Below are 25,326 nucleotides of genomic sequence, written 5' to 3' on the forward strand. Positions count from 1 at the left end.
GAAACTAGTGAAAATCGTCTTTTCTTCTGTCCGTTTTTTTTCAGAGGCAGCTTATGATAGACTTATATTATCAAAAAATTCCCATAAATTGATAGAGAACGACGATGCAAACGGGGCAGATAGACCGTTTCAGCGTTGCGATGGCAACATTCGATGAATAACGTCTGCAGGAGGAATACTCTATGAATCCGATACTGCTCGATTTTCCGGACAGCTTTGAAACAGAGCGTCTGCTGATCAGAGCGCCGCGCGCCGGCGACGGCAAAGCTGTATATGACGCTATTACAGCTTCGTTTTCAGAACTAAAGCCGTGGATGCCGTTTGCAAGGGAAATGCCCGAAAAGAACATGTAGAAATCAATGTCAGGCAGGCACAGGCCGATTTTATTTTGCGCAACGATTTACGGATGCATATTTTCCATAAAGAAACGGGGAAATTCGTCGGCAGCACCGGTCTTCACCGCATGAACTGGAAAGCGAAACGGTTTGAAATCGGCTATTGGCGCAGTTCCGAATTTTCCGGACAAGGGTACATGACAGAAGCGCTTCACGGACTGATTGATTTCGCGAGAAGACACGTCAGAGCCAAGCGGCTTGAGATATGCTGTGACAGCATGAACACGAAGAGCAGAAAAATGGCGGAGCGCCTCGGTTTTCAGCTAGAAGCCGTTTTACAGAGCGATGACCTTTCGAATGATTTGAGCGAGTATCGGGACACATGCATGTATTCGCGCATCTTCTAAAAAAGAACCCTTATGATCTTCATGAAGCAAATCATAAGGGTTCTTTCGTTTATGTTTCATATGCAGCTTTGCAAGCTCTTCCCGCCTGCTTTTCGTTTTTCTGACGTGCGTGCTGAAGTCAGGCGCCTCGCCTCTTGATGCGGCGGCATCTCTGCCTGTGTTTCTCAACATGTGCTCGCGCTTTTTCCTTGCCTTGCTTTTGGCCATGTTCCCCACTCTCCTGTCAAATTTTTACCTTACTATTATAGAAAGTCGGGGTTCTGAACGCAAGTCATACGGTTTCTGCCGTTCTGATCATCTCCACATGCGGAATGCCGTCCTCCATATAGACGTCTGATATTGCATTAAATCCGAAGGAACCGTAAAAGGAACGCAAATGATTCTGGGCGCTGATCTTGACCTTTGTCTCTCCCCACTCGCCTTCCAAAAAGCGGAGCGCTTTATCAAGAAGCGTCTGCGCATATCCCTTTCCCCTGTCTTCTTTGCGGACGATCACCCGGCCGATTGATGCCGCCGGGTATGCCGTGCCGCTCGGAAACAGCCTGCAATACGCAGCGATCTCTCCTTCTTTGCTCAGAAATAAATGGTGTGCCTGTTCATCCAAGTGATCAAGCTCGTGATACGGACAGTTTTGTTCAACGATAAAGACGTCTATTCTGAGCTTGATGATGCGATACAGCTCTTCCTTCGACAATTCCTCATACGATTTTAGTTTCCACTCCATCCCTTTTTTCTAAAGCCCCCTTTAGCTCTGCACTTTTCCATAGGTTCCGCCGCCTCCGGCTTTCAGCTCTAAATCCCCGTTCCTTGCTTTGATCACGAGCTCTGCCGTCTGCGGACGAATGGTTTCTTTTAGATCGCCTTCTTTTACACGGTGAAGTATATTCATCTCAGTACCGAAAGCCTCTTTCAGCTTCTGAATCGTTTTCGGGCCGATGCCGGGGATCAGCTGCAGTGGAACCTGGTGGACGTACGGCGGGCGCTTGACCGGGCTTTCATCCTGATCGTAAAGCTCCATTAGACGCGTGCTGACGCCTTTTGTAAACTTTCGGCTTCTGCACGCTTTACACACCGTTTCATCTGCCTCCTGCAGACGGCCGCATCTTTCACAAGCGGTTTGAAAATATTTGCCCAACTGCGGATTCATCCCGTAATTCGCGGCAATGCAACGACCCTCTTGTCCTTTTAAAGCAAGCGAAAACTCTTGAAAGCTGGCATGTTTGATGTGCAGCTTATTATACTCCCTGCCGATTTTCCCAAGTGAATGGGCGTCCGAATTGGTCAAAAATGTATAAGGATTCAGTTCGGATACGTGTGAAGCCATATCGGTGTCGCTGCTCAGCCCGAGTTCAACCGCATCAATCATCTTCGGGTCAAACACCTCTTGCAGCGAAAATTTGACTCCTTTTCCATACAGGCTCTTATGCGGTGTAAAAATGTGCGCAGGAATGAACAAACCGCCGAGCTCTTTCACCTTCCGTTGAAGGCCGATGCCCGTCTCATAGATGCGCTGGGAGCTCAGATGGATATTTGTCACCCTTTCTGAGAGCCAGCCGGAAAACTGCTTCATTGCGGAGATTGACGGCATAAAGGCCAGCACATGAATCGGGCCGCGGCATCTGTCATCATTGATTTCCAATTCAGACCCGCACAGAAGCACGGTATCTTTATATTTGATTCCGCCGTCTTCAAGCTCTGTATAACGGCCTGAAGACACCCCTTTTTCAATTTCGGCCAGCACCTCGGGTGAATGACAATCTATAATGCCGATCAGTTCAATGCCTTTATGTTCGCTTGCTTCAATCAAAATTTCGTCGAGCGTAAGCGTTCTGGCAGCCGTTATCTTAACGGGGCGGCCTGATTCCGTCCGCCCGATATGGATATGCATGTCTGCGAATATTTCTTTCATTTTTTTGCTTGCAGGGCCTTTTTCAGCTCCAGATACTGCACGGCATAAGCCGTTTTCGCATCATAGATGTCCTGAGTTTCCATCAGTTTCAGCGCGCCTGTAAGCGGCACCTCCATTACTTCTACAAATTCGTCTTCATCAAGTTCGCGTTTTTCTTCAAGCGGTGTCAGCTCTTCAGCTAGATACAGATGCACCAATTCGTCCGCAAAGCCCGGCGATGTGTAAAAAGCGGTGATTTTCTCCAGCTTCGCCGCCGTGTATCCCGTCTCTTCCTCAAGCTCCCGCAGCGCGGTATATTCAGGTTTCTCCCCTTTTTCAAGCTTGCCCGCCGGTATTTCAACGATCGTCCGTTCAAGCGCTTTTCTGTACTGCTTAACTAAGATGATATTTTCTTCATCAGTCAAAGCAAGCACCGCTACAGCGCCCGGATGCTTCACGATTTCGCGCTTTCCCGTTTTACCGTTCGGCAGTTCGACGTCTTCAAGATAAAGATCGATCACCTTGCCTGAAAAAAGTTTTTCTTTTGATATGGTTTTCTCCTCTAAATGCTTCAGTTTGATCATCTCCTAAGTTCTGCTCTGGCTTTTGATCCCATACATTTTATCATACACCATGGAAGGGGGACGCGCCATGAAGGTCTACCGGCTGAATAACCGCATCGTCATGTCGGGGAAAGCATGGGAAATCCGCGCCAAGCTGAAGGAATACGGACAAATGTATCACTATGTGAAAGACTGGCTTTCTGAAAAAGAAAATCGCCTGCCCAAAGCTTGATTTTCATTGACATCAAGAAGGACTGCATGAAATAATACTCGTGAGTAACATTATTCACGAGTATTATTGTTTGGAGGCGGATGGATGTGGGAAATGAAAAGGGCCGTAAAGGCAAAGAAAGCCGGAAGCGGCTGCTCGCAGTCGCTGCAAACGAATTTGCAAACCGGGGATTCCATGAGACGAAAGTGAGTACGATTGTCAAAAGAGCGGGGCTGACTCAGCCGTCTTTCTACTTATACTTTCCAAGCAAAGACGCCATCTATGACGAGCTGATCAATGACTTTCATGCGAACTTAAAAAATCTGATCAAATCGTTTCGTTTAGAAAACGGAATCGAGAAAAAACACGTATCAAAACGGGTAACGGCCGCTGTAGAGGCTGTATTTCGGTTTTTGGCAGAGGATCCGGATTTGACCCGCATCGGTTTTTTTCTCAGCCCGGAAGCATGCGAAATGAAAAAAGATTTAACGCTGGCCTTGAAAGAAAACTTGAAAGCAGAGCAGGAGCTTGGCTACTTCCGGTCCGGCCTGCAAATGGAGACTGTTGCTGAATGCCTGACAGGCATGATTGAGCACCTTGCCGATATCTATTTGCTTGACGGATCAATGGACCCTTCAAGTCTAGCAAAACAAATCACGGATCTTTTGATCCACGGAATGCTCGTTAATCCGCAGCATCCAGAAACGGAGTGAACGATGTCTCGAAATCGCCGGAGCGCTTGGCATGATCGGCGGAATTTGGAATGTGCATCTGGCTGTCGGCTCAGGGCTGTTGTTCTCCCTGCTTATGACAGGCGCCATTCATGCCCACCTATTGCGGGCGCGGCAGCCTTTTTTCACGGCCATCCCTGCCGCGGTTTGTTTGATTTGCGCTCTAAGCGTTATCATCTTCGAGCTGCACTTCTGATCCCGATGCCGATGGGTTGAAAACTTCGCTCCTTTGTATTACGTTCAAAGTAAGAAAAAAAGGAGTGAAGCTTATGAAAAAAAGGACGCTCGGACATTCCGATTTACAGGTGAGTGAAGTCGGCCTCGGCTGCATGTCTCTCGGAACAGACAAAAAGCACGCACTGTCAATTTTAGATGAAGCTTTGGAGCTTGGCATCAATTATTTGGATACTGCCGACCTGTACGATTTTGGACGCAACGAAGAAATTGTCGGTGAAGCGATCAAATCAAGGCGCCAAGATGTCATTCTCGCGACAAAAGCGGGAAACCGCTGGGAGGAAGGAAAACCGGGCTGGTTCTGGGATCCACGGAAAGCGTACATAAAAGAAGCCGTCAAGCGCAGCTTAAAGCGGCTGCAGACCGATTATATCGATCTTTATCAGCTGCACGGCGGAACGATTGAAGACAATATCGACGAAACGATCGAAGCCTTTGAAGAATTAAAACAGGAAGGCATCATCCGCCATTACGGCATTTCTTCGATTCGGCCGAACGTCATTAAGGAATACGTCAAAAAATCAAACATCGTCACCGTCATGATGCAATACAGCTTGTTGGACAGACGGCCTGAGGAATGGCTTTCTCTCCTTGAAGAACATGGAATCAGTGTGATTGCAAGAGGACCTTTGGCAAAAGGGATTTTGACAGAAAAACCCCTGTCAGATGCAAACGCCGCGATCAAGAAAAACGGCTATTTATCATATTCCTACGATGAACTTGTCAAAACAAAGGCGGACATTGAAAAAACAGCGCCGGATTTATCCGCGACCGAAACCGCGATGAAGTATATTCTCGCCCAGCCGGCTGTCGGCGCGGTCATCCCCGGGGCGAGCAAAATCTCCCAGCTTCGGGAAAACGTTGAATCTGTCGGCGGACGCGGTCTGACAGAACAGGAAATCAAAGCGCTCCGCTTTTATACAAAACGCGGCGTGTACACTGCACATCGCGAATAAAGCAATAAGAAAGCCCCGTCTCTTGGTCAGACGGGGCTTTCTTACTTATACTTCCTCCAGTCGTCAAGTCCGTTTTCGTTGAGGAGTTCTTCAAAGCTTTTATTTTTTTCCCTTTCCTGTCTTTCCTTGATGAGCCGCTCTTTCTCACGCTCTTTTCTTTTTTCGTCCTCCTCTTTCAATTCGCTCTTCATTTCCTGAAGTTTATGTTTCAAGTCGTCGGCGAGTGCATCTTTCAGCAGCTGCCGGGCATTTGCCTCTTGTTTTTTCTTTCCCATATCCTGTCCTCCGTTTCTCCCTGTTCGTGATGATAGTTTATCAGGAATCTAAAAGTTCAGGCAAGCCGCCCCTCTCGGCAAATGTCAATCGTTGTGTGGTATGATAAAGAGAGAAGCATTTAAGAAAGGAAGAATACAACAGATGTTGATTTGGCTGGCTGCTACCGGAGCGGTTTTGCTGTTCATTGCTGCGCTCGGAATCTATTTTACGAATCAAATCATGTACATTAAAAAACGGACCGACCAATACATTATTGAGCGGGAAACGGCCGACGGCCACTATGATGAAAAGGCTTTTGCCGCTCTCCCGAAAGAAGAAATCACCCTCTCTTCTTCTTACGGATACAATATTAAAGGGTATTACGTCCACCCGCACAAAACGAAAAACACCGTGATTATCTGCCACGGAGTGACGGTGAATCTGCTGAATTCAATCAAATATATGAATCTGTTTCTGGATCTCGGCTGGAACGCCGTCATATATGACCACCGGAGGCACGGCACAAGCGGCGGAAAAACGACGAGCTACGGATATTATGAAAAAAACGATTTGAAAACAGTTGTCAATTGGCTGAGGGAAAAACACGGCGAACACGCGCTGATCGGGATTCACGGCGAATCGATGGGCGCTGTCACGACGCTTCTTTACGCGGGAATGGATGATGCCGACGCTGATTTTTATGTGGCCGACTGTCCGTTTGCCACATTTGAGGATCAGCTCATTTACCGGCTGAAAGAAGATTTTCATCTTCCAGGAGCTTTCATTTTGCCGCTTGCCAGCCTCTTTTTGAGATGGCGGGACGGCTATCGCATCCGTGATGTCTCTCCTTTATCCGTCGTCGGGGAGATCAAAAAACCGGTGCTGTTCATTCACAGCAAACACGACGACTATATCCCGGCTGAATCGAGCGAAATGCTTTACGAGAAAAAACCGGGGAAGAAAAGGCTTTATATCGCTGAAAAAGGAGCGCACGCAATGAGCTACACCCAAAACAGAAACAGCTACAAAAACACGGTGCGGGACTTTCTTCAAGAGATCACAAACCGGCACAAAGAAGGCGAACGAGCATAAGTCTCGTCCGCCTTCTTTTGATGCTACAGAATATCCGTAATGTCGCTCATATGATCGCCGATCCAGGAGATGGCCGTCTCAATTGTATCAAATTCCTTTGTTTCAAAAGTCATTTCATCCTGAAGAAGCCAGACATCCTTTTTGACGGACTCTGTCCCTCCGATTGACCAATGAAGGAGTGTATACGGATGATTTTGATGTAAAAAGGACGCCCATGTTTTATTTTGAGCGGTTTGCTTTAAAGATTTTACCTTTTGATTCAAATCGAACGCCACCCTATTTCACTAAAATACTCATTCTGGGAGAAAGCACCTGTGCCGGACTCTTCAGCATCAACGCACCCGCTTTCTCATAATAATCGATGGTCATCGCTTCATCAAAAAAGACTTTTTGCGATGACTGAATATAAATCGGAAGCCCGTTTGTCTCAAGAGGCTCGCAACTTCCCGATAATTCGTCCGTCAGCCACAAGACCGGTACGCCGCTGACCGCGCATCCGCAGCCCTCGGAATCATAGCGGAGCTGGATCTTTTTATCAGGGTAAGGCTCTGTTGCCCGTTGAATGGCTTGTTTTGCCTGAGCAGTGATTTCAAGCTGCATGATATCATCCTTCTTTGTTACGTTTACGGACATTGTACCACGGGTCGGGAAAAAGCGCATCGTTTCCGGCTGTCAGGCATAAATATGAAGGGATTCGGAGGTGGAATGATGCCCAAAAAAGTGCAGATTAAAGTGATGGACAACGGCGGTTTCCGGGTTTCGGGAGACGTCGAACTGATCGACATGGAAGGAAACCCGTTTCCTGAAAAACCCGCTTTTTCGCTCTGCAGATGCGGAAAATCGCTGAAAATGCCTTACTGTGACGGAAGCCATAAAGGAACGTTTAACTCTTGTGTCAGAGCCTGAAGCAGGAGGGGGCTTTACCTGTCCTCCCCTGCCCTTTCCCATTGTTCAGCCAAGCGCTCAGTCTCTTTTATCCAGCCGTTTTTGCATTCAACATAGCCCGCCATGTTAAACGGAAACATCTCCGCCAGCTTCATCTTCAGAGCAGCATATTCTTCTGCCCGCTCCGGATGGGAAATTAAATAATCCCGAAACGCGAGATGGCGTCTGATATCGGGATGCCCGCTTTCATACAGATGGACATGGTGTGTACGGTTCCGTCCCCCTTTTTGAAAAAACCTTCTCCCTGGAATTCCGTTTTCCCCCTTCGGTTCATAGCCGAGCATTTTCATCCCCTTTTCGAAGCCGGCGGCGGAGCCGAGATCGTTCACTTCGATCAATATGTCAATGATAGGCTTGGCGCTCATCCCCGGAATGGACGTGCTTCCGATGTGGTGAATATGCAAGACTTCATTCTGAAAAAGCGCTTCAAGCTGCTTTTTTTCTTTGGAAAATTCGCCCTTCCACTCCTCTTGATAGGAGACGACTTTGACCTTTCTCGGCGCCTGCAGCATAAGCCTTGAAAGAACAATTCCTTTTTCAGGTTCATACTGCTTAACCTCGGAAAATCCCAATTTCCGATACAGCGCTTTTGCCGGCTCATTCCCCGCTCCCGTCGTCACTTCAAACGATTCGGCTTCCTTCTCCATCAATATATAACGAAGCAGTGCCATTGCAATCCCTTTTCGAAAATGGACCGGATGAACGGCCAGCCTGCAGATCGTCAGCTTTTCGGCTGTATGTATAAAGGAAGCGATTCCGGCTAATTCTTCCCCCTCAAACCAGCCGATGAAAGTTTCACAGGAATCCATTACATCAAAAGCCGTTTCATTCAGCTGCGGAATGCCTTGAAATTGAATGATCTCCGCTTCTCTTTCATAAGCCGGCCTTTGAACATTTACAATGCAGCGGGCCGTGTGCGGGTCTTTTTGATTTAACAATTGAATCATTGCATCTCCTTCCCGTTGGTGCCATCTGACGGGAGCCGGCCAGGCCGCTCCGAAATCCTGGCGTCTTCAACTTTTGCAATCCGCACAGCAAAGTCAGAATACCATTCTGTTCGGCCTTTTTCCTTCGCCTGCCGGTGTTCGCTGTGAAACTTCCATTTTTCAATCGCTTCAAGGCTTTCCCAATAGGAAACCGTTATTCCCTTTCCGTTCATGTCCCTTGCGCTTTCTGCTCCTAAAAAGCCGGGCTGTGCTGCGGCAAGCTTTAGCATGTTTGCAGCCGTCTCGTTGTAGCCATTATCCCCGTTCGTTCTGACCGATGTGAAAATCACCGCGTAATACGGCGGCTCCGGCGTTTTTGAAATCATATTCATCCCCCTTGATTTACAGCTCTTTGATAAACAGGACTTGATCCTGTCTGTCATCATTCGAAACGTCTGATGTTTTTGCTTCTTTATTCAATTGAAAATCCATTACCCGCTGATAAGCAATCAACACTTTGTTGACATGCAGCGGACCGTTTTGCAGTCGGAAAAACGCTGCACATGAGAGCACAAGCGCATTTTTTCAATGCCTACGTTTTCATCAAGATCTAACCTCTCCTTTTCAACATTGTACCTGATCATCGGCACAAACGTTCTGCAACTCAGCAATAGATATGCTTCTTTATTATACCGTTTCCCGCTCCTAATTTACCATTTTAATACGTCAGTAGATTAATAGGAGAAAGTTCTTAGTTCTAATTCAACTGCACAAATCGATTTGCCACCTCCCTAGAAAGCTTCACTCTCCTAGCCCCGTAGGAAATCGGCACGCCCAGCGCCAAAAAATCGTTTCATATACGGCTCTATTTTCGGGTGTGAAAAATAGATAAATTTACACTTCGTTTTCATATGTTCGTTTTATAGAATTGTCGTTGTTGTGAACTTATTACTTTTTTAGGAGGAGAAACAATGCGTCGTCATTCATTTTTATCAATTCTATTGATTTGCATGCTGTCTGTTGTATCCGTTTTTTCGTTCCGGCCTTCAACAGCTTCCGCCGCTTCCCACAATCCGGTCGTTATGGTCCACGGCATCGGCGGAGCCGATTATAACTTCATCGGCATTAAATCGTATTTACAATCTCAAGGCTGGACAAGCAGTGAGCTTTACGCCATCAACTTTATCGATAAAACAGGAAATAATAGAATCAATGCGCCGAGATTATCCGAATTCATCAAGCGTGTGCTGAATCAAACAGGAGCATCAAAAGTCGATATTGTCGCCCACAGCATGGGTGGGGCCAATACGCTCTATTATATTAAAAATCTGGATGGCGCAGATAAAGTCGGACATGTCGTTACCCTTGGGGGCGCTAATCGTCTCGTTACAAACACGGCACCTCAGAATGACAAAATCTCATACACTTCGGTTTACAGCACAAGCGACTATATCGTCTTAAACAGCCTTTCCAAACTTGATGGTGCAAACAATGTGCAAATCTCAGGCGTAAGCCATGTCGGCCTTTTGTTCAGCAGCAAAGTGAATGCCTTGATTAAAGACGGGCTGACCGCCAACGGGAAGTAAAAGTGAAGGAACCTTGAAGGGCTATACCTCTTCAAGGTTCCTCATTTATCGGGACTGTCTTCCCGCCCGGCAAAAATAAAAAGGACTCTAAATAAACGCCATTTCCGACCGTTCATTCAGTGTCCGTCAACCCCGTCATATGATTATTCCACAATGATTTCAAAAACTCTTTGTTCGAGATTGTATTTAGCATCCTGGAATGTAAATTTATAATCATCTGCGTCGGCATCAGGCGTAAGCCAAGCTCCGTATTTTCTGATCGTCTGGACGATGCTTTCGAGTTCAGCAGGAGTGAAGTCACCTATGTCTGTGCCTTCGGTTTCAGCGGTATGGCGTATTTTTACTGTAATCATCATCACTTTTGGCTCCTTTCACTTGCTGTTTGAACATCTTATTAACAGCATATTTTTTCCCCCTGTAAATCGTTCCATTAACTCCCTTGTTTCAAATTATTCGGGCTTTCTTTTTTGCAGACCTATTTTATATGGAAAAGCTGGCCGGGCTCCGAAAAAATTGTCCCCGAACTTTCAGCAAACGCGAGCAAAAATTCCTGTTTACAATAAAGGGAATATCCCCTATGATAATGAAAGAATAAAATCGTAATCATTACTTTTTGGAGGTATAACCTATGGCATACATAGCAAAACGCATGATCATACCGATTGTTTTTCTCTTCATTCTCGCTTCCTGCTCCGCCGGAGGCGCTGACTCAGCGAAAGGTGATGAGAAGAAACTCACCTTTCTTTTCAATATTCCAAGTCAAACCCTTGACCCGAATCTTGATGTCAATTATACGGCTGTCCGCGCCGGCATCAGTGAAACACTCGTCAAAATCAGCGCTGACCTTTCCATCGAACCTTGGCTTGCCAAGGATTGGAAAAGTAAAGACGGACAAACTTGGGTCTTCACCCTTAAAGACAATCTGACGTTTCAAAATGGCAAAAAAGCGGATGCCAAAGCGGTAAAAGCGTCTTTAGAACGGACGATACGCGAGAGCAAAGCCATGAAGAACGCCTTAAAAATCAAAGAAATAAAAGCTGCAGGCCAAACCTTGACGATTACAACGAAGGTGCCGTTTCCCGAATTCCCTTCAGAATTGGTTCATCCGAACACATCGATCATTGACGTCAGCGCAGCAAACATTTCTCAACAGCCCGTCGGAACCGGCCCTTTCCAAGTTTCCTCTTTTGAGGCCGGCCATAAAATAGAGTTAGAACGATATGACGATTATTGGGACGGCAAACCGAAGCTGAAGCACGTCACATTCTCGTTTAATGAAGACGCAAACGCCCGCGTTATGGCTCTCCAATCAAAAGATGCCGACATCATTTACAGACCGAGCGTGGAGGATATTGACCAAATTCAAAAAGATTCGTCAATTACCGTTGATTCGGTGCCGAGCATGCGCGTTCACCAGATTCTTTACAATACAAAGAAGGATCATCTTGCTGACCGTCACCTGCGCCGCGCCTTCGACGCATTACTGGACCGCAAAGAAATCGCTGAAAGCATTTTGAACGGACATGCTCAGCCGGCAGACGGCCCCTTCTTAACGGATTTCCCATTTTCCGCCGATACGGTTCAAAAGCCGAGCGGACTGCAAGCGGCAAAAGCTGAGCTGAAAAAAGCCGGCTACGAGCTTGAAAACGGCAAAGCCGTAAAGGACGGAAAAGCCTTATCTTTTACACTGCTAACCTATCAGTCTCGTCCGGAATTGCCTTTAATCGCACAAATTCTTGAATCAAATGCGAAGGAATTGGGCATTTCGATTAAGATTCAGCAAGTCGAAAATATCGATGAGTATTTGGCGAAGAACGATGATTGGGATTTGGCGACATACAGCTCGATGACCGCGCCCAGAGGTGATGCCGGCTATTTGCTGAACACCGCCTATATGCCGAATGGCGCTTTAAACTACAGCGGCATCGAAAATCAAACCCTGATCAAATGGATTGAGGAATTCAACCGCACGATCGGCGAAGAGAAGCGGAACCGACTTGCCAAAAAAGCAGCTGAATTGATCGAGAAGGAGACATTGAACTCTTTTATCGTCACTCCGGAAAACATCACAGCATACCGAGACGGTGTATTAAATTGGGAAACGAGCAAAAGTGAGTATTATATGCTGACGAAAGATTTGGATGTGAAAACGAAATGAAGCAGATCGCCAAGCGGCTGTTTGAACTGGTCCTGTTCCTATTCCTGCTTTCATTTATCAGCTTTGTGTTTATGAAAGCGGCTCCCGGTGATCCGGTGAAACAGATGCTTCGCGTAGATGATGTTGCGGTAACGGACGAGCAGATCGAGGCATTCAGAGAGGAACTCGGTTTGGACAAACCGGTTTATATTCAATATTGGAACTGGTTCAAGCGCTTTTTCCAATTTGATTTGGGAAAATCCTATACAACACACGAGCCCGTCATCGACGAGCTCAGCCGGAAATTCCCGGCGACATTGCTTCTGACCGGCGCATCGCTTCTCGTTATGCTGCTGATTGCCGTGCCGGTCGGAACGCTTTCCGCTTTATACCGGGATCGGTGGATCGATCATCTCGGCCGCTTGCTCGCTTTAGTGGGAGCCGCGCTCCCAAGCTTTTGGCTCGGCTTGATACTGATCGATCTCTTTTCCGTCAGGCTGAATTGGCTGCCGTCGATGGGAGCCGGAACGTTTAAACATTTGATTCTCCCCTCTCTCACGCTGGGGATCGCGATGTCGGGCGTTTATGTCCGCCTTGTACGGTCGAGCCTGATCGAAAGCCTTGGTCAGGATTTCATCAGATCAGCCAGAGCACGCGGCATCAGCGAGGCGAGAATTTTCTTCTTTCACGCGTTTCGCCACAGCCTTGTCCCTGTCATCACGATATTCGGGGTCAGCCTCGGCAGCCTGCTCGGCGGCACGGTGATTATTGAAGTCCTGTTTGCATATCCCGGCGTCGGCAAGCTTGTCGTTGATGCCATCGTTCAGCGTGATTATCCGATCATTCAGGGGTACATTCTTTTCATGGGGATCGCGGTTGTCCTGATCAATCTTTTAGTCGACCTTTCCTATCGGTACCTCAATCCGGAAATTCGCTTAAAGGAGGCTGGACGCCGATGAGAAAAAACGGAAAAAACGTCAAACATATATTCCGATCCAAAACAGGACTGTGGTTTGTGCTGCTGTTTTCCGCGGCGCTGTTCACCGTCCCCTTCTTTTTGCCGTTCGATCCGCTCCGCACAGATATGGCCAACCGCCTTCAGCCGATCAGCATGCAGCATTGGCTCGGGACCGACCATTTGGGCAGAGATATATTTTCCCGGATGCTCGCCGGTGCGAAAGCGACGGTCGGCACCGCCTTGGCCGCGATTCTGATCTCCGTTTTCATAGGCGTTCCTGTCGGGCTTGTCTCCGGCTTTTTCGGCGGACGGCTGGACCGGATGATCATGAGAATTGTTGATGCGGTGATGGCGTTTCCGGACTATATTGTCGCGATTGTTTTAAGCGGTTTGCTTGGTCCGGGGCTGATGAACTTAATATTGGCCGTCGTCGCTGTCAAATGGGTCGGCTATGCAAGACTGGTTCGCAGCACGGTTTTTTCGGAAAAACAAAAAGATTACATCGCCTTGGCCGAGCTGACGGGTTTAAGCTCCGGGGCGATTTTAAAAAAACACTTGCTGCCCCATGTTCTCGGCAACGTTTCCGTACTTGCGACACTTGATATCGGAAAAACGGTGTTAATGATTGCTGCCCTGTCCTATATCGGACTGGGTGCTCAGCCTCCATACCCGGAATGGGGCGCCATGCTGAACGACGGAAAACATTACTTTTTGCATGCGCCTCAGCTTATGGTGATTCCCGGTCTTGCGATCATGTTCATCGTTCTGTTGTCCAACCTGTACGGTGATCGTTTAAGGGACAGGTTTGACGTTAAACACAAGAAAGGAGTTTCTTAGCATGCCGATGTTATCCATTGAGGGCTTATCAATCAGCTCCCGACAGCACACCATTGTCAAAAATGCCTCCTTCTCGATCCATGAGGGTGAATGGTTCGCGCTGCTCGGGGAAAGCGGCAGCGGAAAGAGTCTGACCGCTTCGGCCATAGCCGGGCTGCTTCCGGACGGGCTAACGGTGACCGGCGGAGACGTGATATTTGAGGGTCAACAGATGCTTCAAGCCGGCCGCAAAGCACTCCGACGCATGCGCGGAAAGGATATCGCCTGTATTTTTCAGGACTGTCACGGAGCATTCACCCCTTTTATACGGATCGGCAGACAAATTGACGAAATGGTCAAAACGCATACAGATTGGTCTAAGAACAAGCGAAGAGAAGCGATTCTCCGCGCTTTTCGGGAGGTTTCTCTGCCGGAAAACAGAGTATATGAAAGCTACCCGTTTCAATTGAGCGGAGGGCAGCTGCAAAGGGCCGCGATCGCTCAAGCGATGGTGCTCCGCCCGAAGCTTCTCATCGCAGACGAACCGACGACGGCTTTAGACAGCATCACGGCCGCAGACGTCTTGCAACAGCTTGCCGTGATGCGCGCCAAAACAAACTGCGCCATCCTTTTTATCACTCATGACCTGCGGCTTGTCAAAAGATACGCCGATCATACCGCCGTCATGCAAAACGGAGTAATCGTCGAAAGCGGCTTAACCGCTGATTTAATCAGACAGCCGGCACATGAATATACGAGGTGTTTATTCGCGGCCATCCCGCCGCTGAAAAATCCTCCACCGAGGCTGACGTCAGCCGCGCCTGAAACAAAGGAAACGGCGCTGGCGGGAACAGGAGGTGCGTGATGACCCATTCAGCAGAGACCGTTCTTTTTGTCAGCAATCTGACAAAACATTACGCTTGCGGCCACAAAGCGGTTGACAATGTATCATTCTCCATTCGAAAAGGCGAATGCCTCGGGCTCGCCGGCGAGAGCGGCAGCGGGAAAAGCACCCTCGCACGCTGCCTTCTGCTGCTCGAAAAAGTCGATCACGGAGAGATTAGGCTTCATCAACATCCGCTTACCGGCATAAACAAAAAAGAGACCCGAAGACTGCGCCGAAAGCTGCAGGCTGTTTTCCAAAATCCGGCCGCATCATTTAATCCAAAGCTCAATATTATCGATTCAGTTATGGAGCCGCTTGATGTTTCCAAACAAGACATGCCGTCATTTTTAAGAGATTGCGGAGGCAGCCGTCGTCTGACGGCTGAGCGTCTGTTCTCAATGGTCGGTCTTCCCTCGCGCCTCCTTGACCGCTATCCGCACGAATTAAGCGGCGGGCAGCGCCAGCGGGCCTTAATCGCCAGAGCCATCAGCACTCAGCCGTCTTTAATCATCTTTGATGAGCCTACGGCAAGCCTGGATGTCACCAGTCAGGCGAAGATCCTGGACCTCCTCAAAGATTTGCAGGAGGATATGGGCCTTTCCTATTTGTTTATTTCCCACGATCTGGCCGCTGTCCACTTCATGAGCCATCGCATCATGGTCATGAAAGACGGGCAGATTGCCGATCAATTTGAAAAAGAAGAGCTTTTTTCTTCCGAAAGGCACCCATATGCCAAAAAGCTGCTTCAAGTGTTTGAATCCTAAGGGAGGTCTTAACAGATGAATCACAAGCAGTATCTAGCACTCGCCGTTCCGCTGATCATTTCAACGATTACCACTCCTTTATTGGGTGCGGTCGATACGGCGGTCGCCGGCCAGCTTTCCTCCCCTGCTTACATCGGCGGTGTTGCAGTCGGAACGATGATTTTTAATACGATGTATTGGCTCCTCGGTTTTTTGCGGGTAAGCACATCGGGATTCGCCGCTCAGTCGCTTGGCTCCCAAAACAGAGCAGAGAGCGTTTTGGCCCTTGCCCGGCCCGTTTGCATCGCGTTTTTTGCCGGACTGATGTTCATCATCTTGCAAAAACCGCTTGAATACGCAGCGCTGACGCTCATACAGCCCGACCGCCATACCGCTGAATTTGCCTCGCAGTATTTTTCACTGAGGATTTGGGGAGCTCCATTTGCCTTAATCAGCTATTGCATTCTCGGCTGGCTGATGGGAATGTCTCTTATCAAAGTGACATTGCTTTTGCAGATTTCGATGAACGTCTTGAATATCGTGCTTGACATCGTTTTTGTCTACGTCTTTCACATGGAAGTATACGGCATCGCTCTGGCCACTTTGATTTCGGAAGTGACGGGGTGCCTGATCGGCTGCTGGCTTGTGAAAACGAATGCCGCCATGCCGTTTAAGCTGCCGTCCGTCAAGCTTTTATTCGACCCGAAACCATTTAAAAAAATGATGGTTGTCAACCGCGATCTATTGATTCGGACATTGTGCCTTTTGACGGTTTTCAATTTATTTACGGCTAAAGGAGCCGGCTTCGGCGCTGAAATTTTAGCCGCAAATGCGATCTTGATTCAAATTCATTATTTGATGGCTTATGTTTTTGACGGGTTTGCCAATGCATCGAGCATTTTTGCCGGAAAAGCCGTTGGAAGAATGGACCGGGATCTCTATTCCCGTACGCTTTCTCTTTCGGTCCAATGGTCGTTGATCTCAGCCGCCTTGCTTTCAGTCGGCTACTTTCTTTTGAAAGATGCAATTCTTTCATTGTTTACACCGCTTGAAAGCGTTCTGGAAGCAGCGAAAACTTACGATGTTTGGATCGCTCTCTTTCCTTTGGCCGCAAGTTTCGGACTTGTTTTTTACGGGATTTTCACAGGTGCCACCGAAATAGGCCCGGTCAGAAATTCAATGTTTTTGGCTGTTCTCGTCTTCCTCGCCGCCTTTTTTACCGCTGTGCCCGCTTTCGGAAACCATGGCCTGTGGCTCGCTTTTCTTTTATTCAGCCTTGGACGTTCCGTATTCTTATGTATGGCTGTTCCCGGGCTAACCACCCGTCTTTTCGGAGAGCGGAGCGCCGCGAGAGAGGCAGGCTAAAGGTCAAATCATAAAACACCCCGGCTAAAGCTTAGCCGGGGTTGTTCACGTTTATTCTTTCGTTAATTGTGCGACGAAATGGTTCAGATGATCCAGCGTCATCAAATTTTGATTGCATTTTTCACTGTCACAGCAAATGTAATTGCCTCTGTCCGTATAGGTTTCTTTCCCGCTTTTCACCCGGGCCATGAACAGTCCGATCTCTTCGGTCCTGTTGCATATCGAGCAGATTCCTTTTTTATTGCTGGATTTGATGGTGCCGTGTATTCCGGTCAGCTTTCCGTCGACGTCCACAATCATGTATTTCCTGCCTGATCCTGCATCATTCCATCCCAGGTAGGAATATCCGCTGAAATCCATCTGCTCAAATTCGGGCGTCTTTAACTTTTTCACTTTAGAGAACAGCTTTTTAGCAGTCTTTACCGTTACACGCTGAAATGGAATCACATGAAGTTTCAATTCAGCTAAAAAGCGCATCGCTTCACTGCTGTCTTCCACTTCTGTCATCTTCTGCAGCAAAGACTTTTGATCGCTGCTGAGATCAGGAAACAGATTGAACACTTGATCCAGCGCATTGCACTTCACAGCGTCAAGTACGTTTTCGTCATTGATGTTCGCATGTCCCTGGACGAGGCTGTCCGTTTGAAACTTAATAAAATTATATTGGTCATTTCTGATAAAAGGTGTCTTCATTTCTGCCAGCTCCTTATTTATAGATCTATATTTAAAAATAAGGTGCAAAGCCGGATGATCAGAAATGATACCTTGCTTTTTTAGGCGATTTGTTTATAACCCCGCCTCATGCAAAGTATCGCCTTTCAAGATAACAGGCTTTGCATGAGACGCTGCAATCGGCAAATGAATGTCATTTACCATTTTATCCACCTCCGAATACTGATTCTATTATAAACGACAATCGTATTCAATCTCAATGATATCCTCCATCTTTAAAATGCATATTTCATCCGCTCGGTTTACGATCCGCAGCTCCCTTTTCAAGGCGTCAGCATAGTGAATCCGGCCGGCGAGCGTTTTCACTTCCCCCTGCCGGTAATAGGCAAATTGCAAAAACCTGTTTTCTGCCATCGCTTCACAAATGATTTCATTGAATTCTTCATATTTTTGTTCATCCAGGATCGGTTTTTTGAGTTTTTGAAAGCTTTCATGATATTCCCTGAGCAATTCCACGTGCTCAGGCAGCATCATGGAAACCCATTTGATACTGCCTCTGTCGCGAAGCATAAATGATTCTCCTTTCTATGCCTGATGGCCTCCGACCAATTTTGACCGCAGCCGGGCCGTCCCGGCGTTTGTATAGGAAACGGCCCGCAAAAGCGCTGTTGAGCCGTGCCGTTCTCTGATGCCGTCCATCACATACCCGAGCTGCCGCTTCTTTTCCTGATCAGGGCGAAAAAGATTAAGCTGCATATTGGTGTCATCTTGAATATTGGACAAAGAGACGGAAATTTTCCGAACCGTTTTGCCGGCATAAAACCGCTCGAACAGTGCCAGACATGTGTGGTAGAGATCAAGCGTGACATTTGAAGGGCTTTCCATTGTTTTTGAACGGTAAAATCCGCCGCCTAGCTCATCGCGGCTGTATTCGACGCCGAGACTGACGGTCCGGCCCGCCTGGCGGTGGGCGCGCGCCCTTTTGGCCACTTCCTCACACATTTCAAGAATGACATGCTTGACTTCATCCGGATTCGGATAATCACGAAGCAGAATCTGGCTTTTTCCATAGCTGACCTGCCCCTCCATGATCGGCGCTCCGATCGCTGAAAGGTCGATGCCCCAGGCGTGATAATAGAGCTGGTTTCCCATCACCCCGAATGTTTTCTCGAGCCGCCTGAGATCATAGTGCGCCAGCTGGCCGACTGTAAAAATCCCCATCCGGTTTAACGTCTTTTCCAGCCTGGAGCCGATTCCCCACATGCGGCGCAGCGGAGACAGAGGCCACAGCTTCGTTTTCACGTCTTCGTAGCCCCAGACGGCCACCCCGTCTGCTGATTTTTTCGCTTCAAGGTCAAGGCACAGCTTTGCCATCAGCAGATTCGGTCCGATTCCGACAGCACAGGGAAGGCCAAACTCCCTTTCCATATCATCTTGAATTTTCATCGCAATCGTTCGGGCGTCTCCCCATATGCTCTCAACACCGTCCACCTGAATAAAGCTTTCATCCACGCTGTACGTATGAATGGCATCAGGCGGCACATAGCGGCAGAACAGCCGGGTGAGCTCAGTAGAAACGCGGACAAACAGCCCCATCTTCGGATTGACCAGCTTGATGCGCGGATCATCCGGCAGCTGATAAAGCCTTGTTCCCGTTTGAACGCCGAACTCTCTTTTCAGAGCCGGAGAAGCAGCGAGAACGATGCTCCCCTGCCGCTCCGTGTTTCCGACAACCGCCAGCAAGCAGGTCATCGGATCAAGTCCGAGCAGGACTGCGGCACAGCTTGCATAAAAGCTCCGCATATCAACGCACAAAACCGAACGCGACGGATATTGACTGTAATCCATATCTCTCCCTCCAGCAAGAACTGATGTTCGTACAATTAGTGTATGAATACTATACTCCGAATATACGTTCGATTTCCAGGCGTAATTTTATCCAAAGAAAATCCTGGCTGAAAGCAATAAAAAACACCTTCTTTGGAAAGAAGGTGACATGGTTGATCATTCCAATTCGGAATGTTGCCGCATTCAGTTTGATGGTTCAATTTGAAAGTTCCCTTGAGAACATCTGTTTTTCTTAGTAAGATAAAAGAAAAAGCGCTCCTAAAGGAGAAGACAAATGGATGAGAAACTGATTGAAAAAATGCTCGGACAGGCGCTGAAGCAGTACGGACGCAATGTTGCAACCGATCCGCTCAGCCCCGGTGAAAAAGAAATCCTGAAGCTGGCTTTACAGGAAAGGCGGATCGAGGAGCCGAATGAAGGGCTGCATGCCCATATCGAGGATGTCATCTATGATTATGTCACAAATCAAGGCTTATTCTCATCATAAATCGATTTTTCCTTTCGGCTTCCTTTATACGGAAGCCTTTTATCACCCAGCATTTAGAAATTCCTCTATTCACCGCCATCTGTTTCATGTATGATAAACAAATAAAAACGTAACGGAGAGTTTATCATGAAACAAAAATGGCAGAACATCCACCCGCTCAGCTGGACCATTATTGTCGGAACCATTTTTGGACGTATGGGCACAGCCATGAGCATCCCTTTTTTAGCAATTTATTTGACACAAGTGAAAGGCGCCTCTTCCGGCTTTGCCGGCGCCGTCATTGCAGCGAGCTCTCTGATCGGAATTGCGGCAAGCTTTTACGGCGGATATTTATCAGACAGGTTCGGCCGGAAAACCATCATGCTCGTTTCGATTTTCGGCTGGACATTCGTGTTCGCCGGTTTTGCACTCGCCGATCATGTCTGGACATTCTTTGTCATGAATGCCTTAAACGGATTATGCCGCGCTTTGTTTGAACCGACTTCAAGAGCGCTGCTTTCAGACGTATCCAAACCCGAAACGCGCCTTTTCGTCTTTAATCTCCGCTATACCGCGATCAACCTCGGCGTCGTCTTCGGTCCGCTTTTAGGACTGTATCTCGGATCTTCCAAAACGACGCTGCCGTTTTTCATTGCGGCTTTCATTTATTTTATTTATGCAGCGGTGCTGGTCATTCAATTTAAACACCACACCGTACCGGCAACTGAGCGTAATAAGCGTATAAAAGTACGGGACGCGCTGGAGGTGACAAAAGCAGACCGGGTATTTACGATTACGCTAATCGGTTCGATTCTTTGTTTGTTCGGTTATTCCCACTTCACATCGACGCTTGCACAATACATGGCGGCCAGCCCTTTCATCGAAGACGGGACGAAAGTGTTCGGCATGATGCTGACGCTGAATGCCTTGGCCGTGCTTGCCGTACAGTACCCGATCGTACATATCGCCAAACGGTTTTCCCCGATTTTATCGCTGATTGCAGGAAATGTGCTGATTAGTGGAAGCCTGTTCAGCCTCTCGTTTTTCCATGATCTATGGTCTATCGTCTTCATCATTATCGTGTTTACGATCGGGGAAGTGCTTCTCTTTTCGATGATGGATTTACTGGTCGACCGGATTGCCCGGCCTGAGCTGAAAGGCACTTACTTCGGGGCTATGGGCTTCACCCAGCTGGGAAGCGTGATCGGACCTTGGGCGGGGGGAATGCTGCTGGACGCTTTTGGAGCGGAAAAGCCGTTTTTTACTTTTGCAATTCTGTCTGCTGTCACCATTTGCGGCATTCCTTTCTTGATAGCAGCCTTCCGGAAACTCAAAATAGATGAAACAAAAGTCAAATTCAGTTCGAAAAAAACGATGCAGCATTAATTGAAAACAGGCCGGCTCAATCAAAGGCCGGCCTTCCGGCTGACGCCGGCCTCAAGGCGCAGCAAGTTCAACTTTGATGCGATCCGGATCTTCGGTATACAAGGCATAATGCCCGCTTCCGCCGGCAAACGGATGTCTGTCTTCATATAAAATGCGGCATCCCCGCTCTCTCAGTATCATTGTCATTTCGTCGACCTGTTCTTTGGATGCCGCATAAAAAGCAAGATGGTTTAAGCCGACGCGGCACCTGTGATAACCCGCTTTGATAAACTGTTCTTTCGCCTGCACAAGCACGAGATAGGCGCCGTTCGCTTTCCAGCTGATCCCGTCTTCCCATTGTTGAAAAACCTCATAGCCGAGCTCGCCGAGAAACCAGCCCCAAAAGCGCTTCGACGCTTCCAAATCTGAAACATACAGTTCAATATGATGGATCATGCAAGCCTCCTCATCTATACCCGTCTGACCAGAATCTCTTCCACCTTGTGGCCTTCGCCTTTTCTCAAGATTAAATCAGACCGGAATTTTGTAGGCAGAATGTTCTCATACAAATTCGGACGGTTGACGGTCTCCCATATTGACTTTGCCATATGGTCCGCTTCTTCGTCCGCAAGGTCTTTAAATTTATGGAAATAAGAAGTCGGATCTTGAAAAGCCGTCTCCCTGAGCATGCGAAAGCGTTCAAGATACCATTTGATAATGAGGTCTTCTTCGGCATCCACATAAATCGAGAAGTCAAAAAAATCGGAAACGAAAACCCGCGGTTTTGTCCGGTCGTCTTCGATCGTCGGTGTCTGCAGTACATTGACGCCTTCGATGATCACGATATCCGCTTGTTCAACCGTTTCGTAAACCCCTTCCAATCTGTCGTACGTTAAATGGGAATAAACGGGTGCGCGAACGATTTCCTTGCCGGATTTTAAATCGTTTAAAAACTCAAGCAATGCTTTGACATCATAGCTTTCCGGAAACCCTTTTCTCGACATCATCTGTTTTTCTGTCAGAACCGCATTGGGATAAAGAAAACCGTCGGTTGTGATCAGACTGACTTTCAGCCGTTCCTGCAAACGGGCGAGCACAGTCTGAATGATGCGGGCCGTCGTGCTTTTTCCAACCGCGACGCTTCCGGCAATCCCGATGATGAACGGAATCTTAGCCGCGTGAGGATGGTTCAAAAAACCGTTCACCCGGGTGTTCCGTTCATATTGAGTTGTCCGGTGTAAATAAAGCAGCCTCGCCAGCGGAACATAAACGGTTTCGACTTCTTCCAAAGACAGATAGTCATTTAAACCTTCAAGCTTCTTTACTTCCTCTTCGGTCATCTCTACCGACATATGCCCGCCGAGATTTGCCCAGGCATCACGGGTATGACTCGTATATAACGTGTGCAAATTCAAATCCTGATTCGCCATTATTCTCACCTGCCCTCTGTTCAAACGCTGTTTACTAAAAAAGTGCATGAATTCCTGAGACCGCTTTATTATTATATAGAATTTTTCGAATATTTACGAGGAACAAGGTTGCAATCAAAAAAGCCGCCTCATTCAGAGACGGCAGGTTTCATTTGCGGTCATGCTGTTCCAATGGTTTGACACTCGACTGTCAAACCTGAGCCACCAGGTATCCTTCGCTTGTAAAAGAAAAAAGAGCGCAGGTGCCTGCACTCTTTTTTCAAACGACATATTTGCTTTGCCTGTGCGCCATGTAATAAGTGACCGCAGACAGCAAGCCGACGGATGCCGCTAAAATGATGATGACCGGAATCATGTCCACCTTCACCGGTGTAAACAGTTTAAAGCCGCCGCTGAAACTGAAAACCGCATGCCCGAGATTAGACAGCAGGTTTTTCAAATCGAACCTGCCCAAAGCAGGGATAAGCAGGCTGTAAACGATATAAAGCAAAGCAGGCGTAATAAAGCTTCTGAAGAGGACGCCCAAATAAAATCCGATCGTCGAAAAGATGAAGCTGACCGCCAGAACGACAACGAGCTGAAGCGGGATATTGCTTTTTGAAACAGCGGGTATTGTGAACTCGCCGACCGGTATGGCCCTTGAAGCCAGGGAATAAAAGACGAGGCTTGATACATATGCCATACATACAACAGCAATCACGGCGGCAGCCATCACCATGTAAACCGAACACTGTTTGGCAAACAGAACGGATTTCCAATCATGGCTGACCGCTTTCACTTTCACCGTCTTGAATCTGATGTCGTAAGAGGAGATATAGATGGCATACAGCGTAAAAGCCAAGGGAAAAATGATGAAGCCCATCAGCTCAAGCGTCATGATGACCGACTGCTTCGGCTCCAGGTGATGGAGGGACAAGACGAAATTCTCATAGTCAAACCTTAAAATATTTTCGACGATCTCTCCGTCGCCATCCTCGCTTTTCAGCTCACCTTCCTTCACATTGACTGGCGACTCCAGCGCCTGCTTAATATCGATGCCGAGTTCTTTATATTCGCCTTCAGTCTTTTTAAACTGCTGATAGCTGTCAATTGTATTTTTATAATGAACATATATGTATCCGGATGAAATGAATAGTAGAGGAAGCAATAAAATGATGAGCATTTTAGAATACGATTGAAATGCAAGCTCTTTCTTAAAAAGATTATAAATATTCTTTATAGACATCGCCCAATTCTGCTCCATTCGTTTTAAAATTGTCAATGTGGATAGCTGAACCGTCTTTCAAGACGTATAATTGATCGACGATTGAGGAATAAAACTCAAACTGATGGCCGGCGGCAACAATCGTCATCCTGCTTGACCAGTCATTGATCAGCTCCTGAAGCTCCATCATGGACCGGTAGTCAAGGCCGTTTGATATCTCATCCAAAAACAAGTATGACGGTTTGTTTAATGCAGCGATCATTAAAGCCAGCTTTTTCTTTTGTCCGTATGAATAGGTCTTAACCTTTTTTTTCAGCAGCGCCCGGCTGAGAAACTTTTGCGACAATTGTTCAAGCTCTTCTTTGCCAGCAGGTTTATTGATCAGCAGTTTGATATTTTGATAGCCGCTCAGATGATCATAAAACGGGGAATCGTCATAGATGACGTGCACTTTGCTCCTGACGGCTTCAAGCGGCTCGCCGTCGTACAGAATGCCGCCTTCGAAAGGTTCCAGCTTGAGCAGGCATTTCAAGAGCGTCGTTTTCCCGGCGCCGTTTTCCCCCATCAGGAAGGTGACTTTGTTTTTTTCGATATTCATGTTGAGACGGCTGAATACCGTTTTGTTTCCATAAGATTTCGTCAGGTCATCAATTTTGATCAATTTAAAAAACCCTTTCTCGCATCAGGATGGTGTTGCAACATTCTCCATTATACAACGCTGCCATTAATTTCAAAATAGTCTTTTAGCAGCGTTGTATGAAATGGCTTATGGTAAATTAATCATTTCCGTATTTTCCTTTTTTATTGACCCACCTTCTGTCTGTAAAGGTTGTGCTGGCGAATTCAACATCTCCCCACGGTGTAACGGTACCGAAGCTCAGCGTTTTTTTCGCTCTCCATTTGTGAAGCCCTGAAGACTTATAATACCTTTTAATCCCCTTTGCCCTCACGACATTCGGAAAGACGTAGCCGACATCCTGCGATCCGCTGCTTTTCGATACTTTTTTGCCGTTGTAGTACCAGTCGATATAATCTTTTGACCAAGCGAGGAAGCTTCCTCTTTTAATTGTGAGCCTTTTTCCTGCATATGCCGTCACACCGCTTTGGACGGATGCCTGTTCAGGAAGTGATTGAACGTATTCTGTTTTGGCTTCAAGCAATTCCTTTTGCTCGCTTGTCAGCTGCCCGTCCCCAGCAGCCGCAGCGAATGAGGATGGAACCAGGAGCGCCGCAGACAAAGAAAACCCTAAAATCGCTTTTTTCATTTCGTTTCCCTCCGTATTTTTGAAATATTTGTATGTACGTCT

Annotated in this window: 36 protein-coding genes; 17 read left to right on the forward strand and 19 right to left on the reverse strand. The window is 47.5% G+C overall.

From position 1 onward, the window contains the following. Window positions 1-182 precede the first annotated feature (182 nt). Together BTA31_RS23705 and BTA31_RS23710 are read left to right on the forward strand one after the other, a co-directional pair. A complete protein-coding gene (locus tag BTA31_RS23705) occupies window positions 183-353 on the forward strand; it encodes a hypothetical protein (RefSeq protein ID WP_422109657.1) in 171 nt (56 codons plus the stop codon). A 35-nt stretch (window positions 354-388) separates the two neighbouring features. Beyond that, on the forward strand, window positions 389-742 hold the full coding sequence (locus BTA31_RS23710; RefSeq protein ID WP_422109658.1) for a GNAT family N-acetyltransferase: 354 nt from the start codon (window positions 389-391) through the stop codon (window positions 740-742). Here BTA31_RS23710 and BTA31_RS14745 read toward each other — a convergent pair. The 4 genes from BTA31_RS14745 to BTA31_RS14760 all read right to left on the reverse strand — a co-directional run bounded on the left by BTA31_RS14745 (window position 671) and on the right by BTA31_RS14760 (window position 3,205). Continuing rightward, window positions 671-949 (reverse strand): hypothetical protein, encoded by a 279-nt coding sequence (locus tag BTA31_RS14745; protein WP_076792749.1) that lies wholly within the window; start codon window positions 947-949, stop codon window positions 671-673. The two genes, BTA31_RS23710 and BTA31_RS14745, sit on opposite strands and share 72 nt — an antisense overlap. Window positions 950-1,013: 64 nt before the next feature. After that, window positions 1,014-1,466: a GNAT family N-acetyltransferase gene (locus BTA31_RS14750; protein ID WP_076792752.1), complete on the reverse strand. Its 453-nt coding sequence runs from the start codon at window positions 1,464-1,466 to the stop codon at window positions 1,014-1,016. A 21-nt stretch (window positions 1,467-1,487) separates the two neighbouring features. Continuing rightward, on the reverse strand, window positions 1,488-2,651 hold the full coding sequence (locus BTA31_RS14755; RefSeq protein WP_076792755.1) for a TIGR00375 family protein: 1,164 nt from the start codon (window positions 2,649-2,651) through the stop codon (window positions 1,488-1,490). Then, window positions 2,648-3,205 carry an NUDIX hydrolase gene (locus BTA31_RS14760; protein ID WP_094777439.1) on the reverse strand — a complete coding sequence of 186 codons (558 nt, stop codon included), beginning with the start codon at window positions 3,203-3,205 and terminating at the stop codon, window positions 2,648-2,650. The genes BTA31_RS14755 and BTA31_RS14760 overlap by 4 nt, the downstream gene beginning before the upstream one ends. 76 nt (window positions 3,206-3,281) lie before the next feature. Here BTA31_RS14760 and mciZ point away from each other — a divergent pair, with 76 nt between their 5' ends. The 4 genes from mciZ to BTA31_RS14780 all read left to right on the forward strand — a co-directional run bounded on the left by mciZ (window position 3,282) and on the right by BTA31_RS14780 (window position 5,325). Further along, window positions 3,282-3,425, forward strand: coding sequence for a Z-ring formation inhibitor MciZ (gene mciZ, locus BTA31_RS14765; RefSeq protein WP_076792758.1), 144 nt, complete (start codon window positions 3,282-3,284; stop codon window positions 3,423-3,425). Between the two features lie 86 nt (window positions 3,426-3,511). After that, the gene (locus BTA31_RS14770; protein WP_076792760.1) at window positions 3,512-4,117 is read left to right on the forward strand and encodes a TetR/AcrR family transcriptional regulator; all 606 of its coding nucleotides are present in this window, start codon (window positions 3,512-3,514) and stop codon (window positions 4,115-4,117) included. A gap of 13 nt (window positions 4,118-4,130) precedes the next feature. Then, window positions 4,131-4,331: a DoxX family protein gene (locus tag BTA31_RS14775; protein WP_275667494.1), complete on the forward strand. Its 201-nt coding sequence runs from the start codon at window positions 4,131-4,133 to the stop codon at window positions 4,329-4,331. 73 nt (window positions 4,332-4,404) lie between these two features. Next, a complete protein-coding gene (locus tag BTA31_RS14780; protein WP_043927020.1) occupies window positions 4,405-5,325 on the forward strand; it encodes an aldo/keto reductase in 921 nt (306 codons plus the stop codon). A gap of 41 nt (window positions 5,326-5,366) precedes the next feature. On the opposite strand, the gene BTA31_RS14785 is transcribed toward BTA31_RS14780, so the two are convergent. Next, on the reverse strand, window positions 5,367-5,600 hold the full coding sequence (locus BTA31_RS14785) for a YqkE family protein (protein WP_043927019.1): 234 nt from the start codon (window positions 5,598-5,600) through the stop codon (window positions 5,367-5,369). A gap of 142 nt (window positions 5,601-5,742) precedes the next feature. Here BTA31_RS14785 and BTA31_RS14790 point away from each other — a divergent pair, with 142 nt between their 5' ends. Beyond that, entirely contained in the window at window positions 5,743-6,672 is a 930-nt protein-coding gene (locus BTA31_RS14790; RefSeq protein ID WP_043927018.1) for an alpha/beta hydrolase, read from the forward strand. A 23-nt stretch (window positions 6,673-6,695) separates the two neighbouring features. On the opposite strand, the gene BTA31_RS14795 is transcribed toward BTA31_RS14790, so the two are convergent. Next, complete coding sequence (locus BTA31_RS14795; RefSeq protein ID WP_003183211.1) at window positions 6,696-6,935, reverse strand: YqkC family protein; 240 nt, start codon at window positions 6,933-6,935, stop codon at window positions 6,696-6,698. Between the two features lie 13 nt (window positions 6,936-6,948). Further along, on the reverse strand, window positions 6,949-7,272 hold the full coding sequence (locus BTA31_RS14800) for an iron-sulfur cluster biosynthesis family protein (RefSeq protein WP_020452052.1): 324 nt from the start codon (window positions 7,270-7,272) through the stop codon (window positions 6,949-6,951). Between the two features lie 108 nt (window positions 7,273-7,380). On the opposite strand from BTA31_RS14800, the gene BTA31_RS14805 reads away from it, so the two are divergent. Then, entirely contained in the window at window positions 7,381-7,578 is a 198-nt protein-coding gene (locus BTA31_RS14805; RefSeq protein ID WP_043927017.1) for a CDGSH iron-sulfur domain-containing protein, read from the forward strand. 14 nt (window positions 7,579-7,592) lie between these two features. Here BTA31_RS14805 and BTA31_RS14810 read toward each other — a convergent pair whose 3' ends face one another. The 3 genes from BTA31_RS14810 to BTA31_RS22870 are packed head-to-tail and all read right to left on the reverse strand — an operon-like array spanning window position 7,593 to window position 9,116. Next, window positions 7,593-8,564 carry a bifunctional GNAT family N-acetyltransferase/GrpB family protein gene (locus tag BTA31_RS14810; RefSeq protein WP_076792765.1) on the reverse strand — a complete coding sequence of 324 codons (972 nt, stop codon included), beginning with the start codon at window positions 8,562-8,564 and terminating at the stop codon, window positions 7,593-7,595. Continuing rightward, window positions 8,561-8,929 (reverse strand): antibiotic biosynthesis monooxygenase family protein, encoded by a 369-nt coding sequence (locus tag BTA31_RS14815; RefSeq protein ID WP_076792768.1) that lies wholly within the window; start codon window positions 8,927-8,929, stop codon window positions 8,561-8,563. The genes BTA31_RS14810 and BTA31_RS14815 overlap by 4 nt, the downstream gene beginning before the upstream one ends. 16 nt (window positions 8,930-8,945) lie before the next feature. Beyond that, the gene (locus BTA31_RS22870) at window positions 8,946-9,116 is read right to left on the reverse strand and encodes a hypothetical protein (protein WP_158039120.1); all 171 of its coding nucleotides are present in this window, start codon (window positions 9,114-9,116) and stop codon (window positions 8,946-8,948) included. A 398-nt stretch (window positions 9,117-9,514) separates the two neighbouring features. Between BTA31_RS22870 and BTA31_RS14820 the strand changes: the two genes are divergently transcribed. Then, a complete protein-coding gene (locus BTA31_RS14820) occupies window positions 9,515-10,129 on the forward strand; it encodes an esterase/lipase family protein (protein WP_076792770.1) in 615 nt (204 codons plus the stop codon). Window positions 10,130-10,272: 143 nt separating this feature from the next. Here the strand turns inward: BTA31_RS14820 and BTA31_RS14825 are convergent, their stop codons facing one another. Then, window positions 10,273-10,485, reverse strand: a complete 213-nt coding sequence (locus BTA31_RS14825; RefSeq protein ID WP_043927010.1) for a hypothetical protein — start codon at window positions 10,483-10,485, stop codon at window positions 10,273-10,275. Window positions 10,486-10,757: 272 nt separating this feature from the next. Here BTA31_RS14825 and nikA point away from each other — a divergent pair, with 272 nt between their 5' ends. From nikA to BTA31_RS14855, 6 genes are read left to right on the forward strand one after another with little or no spacing between them, the layout of a single operon-like run. Beyond that, window positions 10,758-12,287: a nickel ABC transporter substrate-binding protein gene (nikA, locus tag BTA31_RS14830; RefSeq protein ID WP_076792773.1), complete on the forward strand. Its 1,530-nt coding sequence runs from the start codon at window positions 10,758-10,760 to the stop codon at window positions 12,285-12,287. Then, on the forward strand, window positions 12,284-13,225 hold the full coding sequence (nikB, locus tag BTA31_RS14835; RefSeq protein WP_076792776.1) for a nickel ABC transporter permease: 942 nt from the start codon (window positions 12,284-12,286) through the stop codon (window positions 13,223-13,225). The genes nikA and nikB overlap by 4 nt, the downstream gene beginning before the upstream one ends. Further along, the gene (gene nikC, locus BTA31_RS14840; protein WP_076792778.1) at window positions 13,222-14,061 is read left to right on the forward strand and encodes a nickel transporter permease; all 840 of its coding nucleotides are present in this window, start codon (window positions 13,222-13,224) and stop codon (window positions 14,059-14,061) included. The genes nikB and nikC overlap by 4 nt, the downstream gene beginning before the upstream one ends. Window position 14,062: 1 nt before the next feature. Continuing rightward, the gene (locus BTA31_RS14845) at window positions 14,063-14,905 is read left to right on the forward strand and encodes an ATP-binding cassette domain-containing protein (RefSeq protein WP_043927006.1); all 843 of its coding nucleotides are present in this window, start codon (window positions 14,063-14,065) and stop codon (window positions 14,903-14,905) included. Continuing rightward, entirely contained in the window at window positions 14,905-15,690 is a 786-nt protein-coding gene (locus BTA31_RS14850) for an ABC transporter ATP-binding protein (RefSeq protein WP_076792781.1), read from the forward strand. Before BTA31_RS14845 ends, BTA31_RS14850 begins: the two co-directional genes overlap by 1 nt. A gap of 15 nt (window positions 15,691-15,705) precedes the next feature. After that, window positions 15,706-17,034, forward strand: a complete 1,329-nt coding sequence (locus tag BTA31_RS14855) for an MATE family efflux transporter (RefSeq protein WP_076792784.1) — start codon at window positions 15,706-15,708, stop codon at window positions 17,032-17,034. Between the two features lie 51 nt (window positions 17,035-17,085). Here BTA31_RS14855 and BTA31_RS14860 read toward each other — a convergent pair whose 3' ends face one another. From BTA31_RS14860 to BTA31_RS14870, 3 genes are all read right to left on the reverse strand, one after another. Then, the gene (locus BTA31_RS14860) at window positions 17,086-17,727 is read right to left on the reverse strand and encodes a FusB/FusC family EF-G-binding protein (protein WP_076792786.1); all 642 of its coding nucleotides are present in this window, start codon (window positions 17,725-17,727) and stop codon (window positions 17,086-17,088) included. A gap of 210 nt (window positions 17,728-17,937) precedes the next feature. Then, a complete protein-coding gene (locus tag BTA31_RS14865; protein WP_076792789.1) occupies window positions 17,938-18,276 on the reverse strand; it encodes a YolD-like family protein in 339 nt (112 codons plus the stop codon). A gap of 15 nt (window positions 18,277-18,291) precedes the next feature. Beyond that, a complete protein-coding gene (locus BTA31_RS14870) occupies window positions 18,292-19,554 on the reverse strand; it encodes a Y-family DNA polymerase (RefSeq protein ID WP_076792791.1) in 1,263 nt (420 codons plus the stop codon). A gap of 274 nt (window positions 19,555-19,828) precedes the next feature. Here BTA31_RS14870 and BTA31_RS14875 point away from each other — a divergent pair, with 274 nt between their 5' ends. After that, window positions 19,829-20,041, forward strand: coding sequence for a YqzH family protein (locus BTA31_RS14875; RefSeq protein ID WP_003183240.1), 213 nt, complete (start codon window positions 19,829-19,831; stop codon window positions 20,039-20,041). A gap of 126 nt (window positions 20,042-20,167) precedes the next feature. Further along, window positions 20,168-21,406 carry an MDR family MFS transporter gene (locus tag BTA31_RS14880; RefSeq protein WP_076792794.1) on the forward strand — a complete coding sequence of 413 codons (1,239 nt, stop codon included), beginning with the start codon at window positions 20,168-20,170 and terminating at the stop codon, window positions 21,404-21,406. Window positions 21,407-21,457: 51 nt separating this feature from the next. Here BTA31_RS14880 and BTA31_RS14885 read toward each other — a convergent pair whose 3' ends face one another. The 5 genes from BTA31_RS14885 to BTA31_RS14905 all read right to left on the reverse strand — a co-directional run bounded on the left by BTA31_RS14885 (window position 21,458) and on the right by BTA31_RS14905 (window position 25,284). After that, window positions 21,458-21,841: a VOC family protein gene (locus BTA31_RS14885; RefSeq protein ID WP_076792797.1), complete on the reverse strand. Its 384-nt coding sequence runs from the start codon at window positions 21,839-21,841 to the stop codon at window positions 21,458-21,460. 14 nt (window positions 21,842-21,855) lie between these two features. Further along, the gene (gene coaA / locus BTA31_RS14890) at window positions 21,856-22,815 is read right to left on the reverse strand and encodes a type I pantothenate kinase (RefSeq protein WP_043927052.1); all 960 of its coding nucleotides are present in this window, start codon (window positions 22,813-22,815) and stop codon (window positions 21,856-21,858) included. A gap of 259 nt (window positions 22,816-23,074) precedes the next feature. Further along, complete coding sequence (locus tag BTA31_RS14895; RefSeq protein WP_043926997.1) at window positions 23,075-24,040, reverse strand: ABC transporter permease; 966 nt, start codon at window positions 24,038-24,040, stop codon at window positions 23,075-23,077. Then, window positions 24,018-24,680 carry an ATP-binding cassette domain-containing protein gene (locus tag BTA31_RS14900; protein WP_076792800.1) on the reverse strand — a complete coding sequence of 221 codons (663 nt, stop codon included), beginning with the start codon at window positions 24,678-24,680 and terminating at the stop codon, window positions 24,018-24,020. The genes BTA31_RS14895 and BTA31_RS14900 overlap by 23 nt, the downstream gene beginning before the upstream one ends. A 115-nt stretch (window positions 24,681-24,795) precedes the next feature. Continuing rightward, window positions 24,796-25,284 carry a hypothetical protein gene (locus tag BTA31_RS14905; protein WP_043926995.1) on the reverse strand — a complete coding sequence of 163 codons (489 nt, stop codon included), beginning with the start codon at window positions 25,282-25,284 and terminating at the stop codon, window positions 24,796-24,798. Window positions 25,285-25,326 lie beyond the last annotated feature (42 nt).

Source organism: Bacillus haynesii, from assembly GCF_001969855.1.
GTDB lineage: Bacteria > Bacillota > Bacilli > Bacillales > Bacillaceae > Bacillus > Bacillus haynesii.

Bases quoted from the DNA above. Each gene is read 5' to 3' on its own strand.
- BTA31_RS14810 (WP_076792765.1), bottom strand. From the start codon at position 8,564: ATGATTCAATTGTTAAATCAAAAAGACCCGCACACGGCCCGCTGCATT.
- BTA31_RS14880 (WP_076792794.1), top strand. From the start codon at position 20,168: ATGAAACAAAAATGGCAGAACATCCACCCGCTCAGCTGGACCATTATT.
- BTA31_RS14805 (WP_043927017.1), top strand. From the start codon at position 7,381: ATGCCCAAAAAAGTGCAGATTAAAGTGATGGACAACGGCGGTTTCCGG.
- BTA31_RS14870 (WP_076792791.1), bottom strand. From the start codon at position 19,554: ATGGATTACAGTCAATATCCGTCGCGTTCGGTTTTGTGCGTTGATATG.
- nikA (WP_076792773.1), top strand. From the start codon at position 10,758: ATGGCATACATAGCAAAACGCATGATCATACCGATTGTTTTTCTCTTC.
- BTA31_RS23705 (WP_422109657.1), top strand. From the start codon at position 183: ATGAATCCGATACTGCTCGATTTTCCGGACAGCTTTGAAACAGAGCGT.
- nikB (WP_076792776.1), top strand. From the start codon at position 12,284: ATGAAGCAGATCGCCAAGCGGCTGTTTGAACTGGTCCTGTTCCTATTC.
- BTA31_RS14905 (WP_043926995.1), bottom strand. From the start codon at position 25,284: ATGAAAAAAGCGATTTTAGGGTTTTCTTTGTCTGCGGCGCTCCTGGTT.
- BTA31_RS14785 (WP_043927019.1), bottom strand. From the start codon at position 5,600: ATGGGAAAGAAAAAACAAGAGGCAAATGCCCGGCAGCTGCTGAAAGAT.
- BTA31_RS14825 (WP_043927010.1), bottom strand. From the start codon at position 10,485: ATGATGATTACAGTAAAAATACGCCATACCGCTGAAACCGAAGGCACA.
- coaA (WP_043927052.1), bottom strand. From the start codon at position 22,815: ATGGCGAATCAGGATTTGAATTTGCACACGTTATATACGAGTCATACC.
- BTA31_RS14790 (WP_043927018.1), top strand. From the start codon at position 5,743: ATGTTGATTTGGCTGGCTGCTACCGGAGCGGTTTTGCTGTTCATTGCT.
- BTA31_RS14845 (WP_043927006.1), top strand. From the start codon at position 14,063: ATGCCGATGTTATCCATTGAGGGCTTATCAATCAGCTCCCGACAGCAC.
- BTA31_RS14815 (WP_076792768.1), bottom strand. From the start codon at position 8,929: ATGATTTCAAAAACGCCGGAGCCGCCGTATTACGCGGTGATTTTCACA.
- BTA31_RS14885 (WP_076792797.1), bottom strand. From the start codon at position 21,841: ATGATCCATCATATTGAACTGTATGTTTCAGATTTGGAAGCGTCGAAG.
- BTA31_RS14820 (WP_076792770.1), top strand. From the start codon at position 9,515: ATGCGTCGTCATTCATTTTTATCAATTCTATTGATTTGCATGCTGTCT.
- BTA31_RS14875 (WP_003183240.1), top strand. From the start codon at position 19,829: ATGGATGAGAAACTGATTGAAAAAATGCTCGGACAGGCGCTGAAGCAG.
- BTA31_RS14745 (WP_076792749.1), bottom strand. From the start codon at position 949: ATGGCCAAAAGCAAGGCAAGGAAAAAGCGCGAGCACATGTTGAGAAAC.
- BTA31_RS14865 (WP_076792789.1), bottom strand. From the start codon at position 18,276: ATGCTTCGCGACAGAGGCAGTATCAAATGGGTTTCCATGATGCTGCCT.
- nikC (WP_076792778.1), top strand. From the start codon at position 13,222: ATGAGAAAAAACGGAAAAAACGTCAAACATATATTCCGATCCAAAACA.
- BTA31_RS14800 (WP_020452052.1), bottom strand. From the start codon at position 7,272: ATGCAGCTTGAAATCACTGCTCAGGCAAAACAAGCCATTCAACGGGCA.
- BTA31_RS14755 (WP_076792755.1), bottom strand. From the start codon at position 2,651: ATGAAAGAAATATTCGCAGACATGCATATCCATATCGGGCGGACGGAA.
- BTA31_RS14855 (WP_076792784.1), top strand. From the start codon at position 15,706: ATGAATCACAAGCAGTATCTAGCACTCGCCGTTCCGCTGATCATTTCA.
- mciZ (WP_076792758.1), top strand. From the start codon at position 3,282: ATGAAGGTCTACCGGCTGAATAACCGCATCGTCATGTCGGGGAAAGCA.
- BTA31_RS14780 (WP_043927020.1), top strand. From the start codon at position 4,405: ATGAAAAAAAGGACGCTCGGACATTCCGATTTACAGGTGAGTGAAGTC.
- BTA31_RS14750 (WP_076792752.1), bottom strand. From the start codon at position 1,466: ATGGAGTGGAAACTAAAATCGTATGAGGAATTGTCGAAGGAAGAGCTG.
- BTA31_RS14860 (WP_076792786.1), bottom strand. From the start codon at position 17,727: ATGAAGACACCTTTTATCAGAAATGACCAATATAATTTTATTAAGTTT.
- BTA31_RS14850 (WP_076792781.1), top strand. From the start codon at position 14,905: ATGACCCATTCAGCAGAGACCGTTCTTTTTGTCAGCAATCTGACAAAA.
- BTA31_RS14895 (WP_043926997.1), bottom strand. From the start codon at position 24,040: ATGTCTATAAAGAATATTTATAATCTTTTTAAGAAAGAGCTTGCATTT.